Annotated in this window: 1 protein-coding gene; it reads right to left on the reverse strand. The window is 58.1% G+C overall.

Annotated features, from left to right (window positions below):
* Positions 1 to 6: 6 nt before the first annotated feature.
* Positions 7 to 1,473 (reverse strand): chaperonin GroEL (gene groL, locus ACR0MP_RS22000; RefSeq protein ID WP_480888115.1); only part of this gene is annotated, 1,467 nt, incomplete at its 5' end.

The raw sequence follows: 1,473 nt of genomic DNA on the forward strand, positions 1-1,473 counted from the left end.
AGCAGCTTACATCATGCCGCCCATGCCGCCCATGTCGGGCATGCCGCCGGCAGGTGCCGCGCCTTCTTTGGCGGGCTTATCGGCAACCATTGCTTCGGTGGTGACCAGCAGGCCCGCAACCGATGCCGCATCTTCCAGAGCGGTACGGACAACTTTGGCCGGGTCGATCACACCAAACGAGAACATGTCGCCATATTCTTCGGTCTGAGCGTTGAAGCCGAATGCTGCGTCGTCGCTTTCGCGAACTTTGCCAGCAACAACCGCACCGTCGACACCAGCGTTCTCGGCGATCTGGCGCAGAGGCGCTTCGATTGCCTTACGAACGATGTTGATACCTGCGTTCTGGTCAGCGTTTGCACCTTCCAGAGTTTCCAGTGCTTTACCGGCCTGAACCAGAGCAACACCACCGCCCACAACAACGCCTTCCTGAACGGCAGCGCGGGTTGCGTTCAGAGCATCGTCCACACGGTCCTTACGCTCTTTCACTTCAACTTCGGTCATGCCGCCAACGCGGATAACGGCAACACCGCCTGCCAGTTTGGCAACGCGCTCTTGCAGCTTCTCACGGTCGTAATCCGACGAGGTTTCTTCGATCTGAGTGCGGATCTGAGCAACACGTGCTTCGATCTCGGCTTTCTCGCCAGCACCGTCGACGATGGTGGTTTCGTCTTTGGTGATTTCGATTTTCTTGGCGGTGCCCAGCATGTCCATGGTGACGGACTCGAGCTTCATGCCCAGATCTTCGCTGATGACCTGACCGCCGGTCAGGATGGCGATGTCCTGCAGCATGGCTTTGCGGCGGTCGCCGAAGCCCGGTGCTTTGACAGCAGCAATTTTCAGGCCGCCGCGCAGTTTGTTGACCACGAGGGTCGCCAGCGCTTCGCCTTCAACATCTTCCGCGATGATCAGCAGCGGCTTCTGCGACTGGATCACCTGCTCGAGCAGCGGAACCATCGGCTGCAGCGAGGACAATTTCTTTTCGTGCAGCAGGATCATGCAGTCGTCGAGTTCTGCGATCATCTTGTCTGCGTTGGTGACGAAGTAAGGCGACAGGTAGCCACGGTCGAACTGCATACCTTCGACAACATCGGTCTCGGTTTCCAGACCTTTGTTTTCTTCGACGGTGATAACGCCTTCGTTGCCAACCTTCTGCATCGCGTCTGCGATCTGCTGGCCGATTTCGGCTTCGCCGTTGGCCGAGATGGTGCCAACCTGAGCAACTTCTGCCGAGTCTTTGACTTCACGCGAAGCGTCTTTGATGCCTTCGACAACCTTGGCAGTTGCCAGGTCGATGCCGCGCTTCAGGTCCATCGGGTTCAGGCCAGCAGCAACCTGCTTCAGACCTTCGCGAACGATGGCTTGGGCTAGAACGGTTGCGGTGGTGGTGCCGTCGCCGGCTTCGTCATTGGTGCGGCTGGCGACTTCTTTCACCATCTGCGCGCCCATGTTTTCGAACTTGTCTTCCAGTTCGAT

This window comes from Ruegeria sp. K3 (assembly GCF_056531845.1).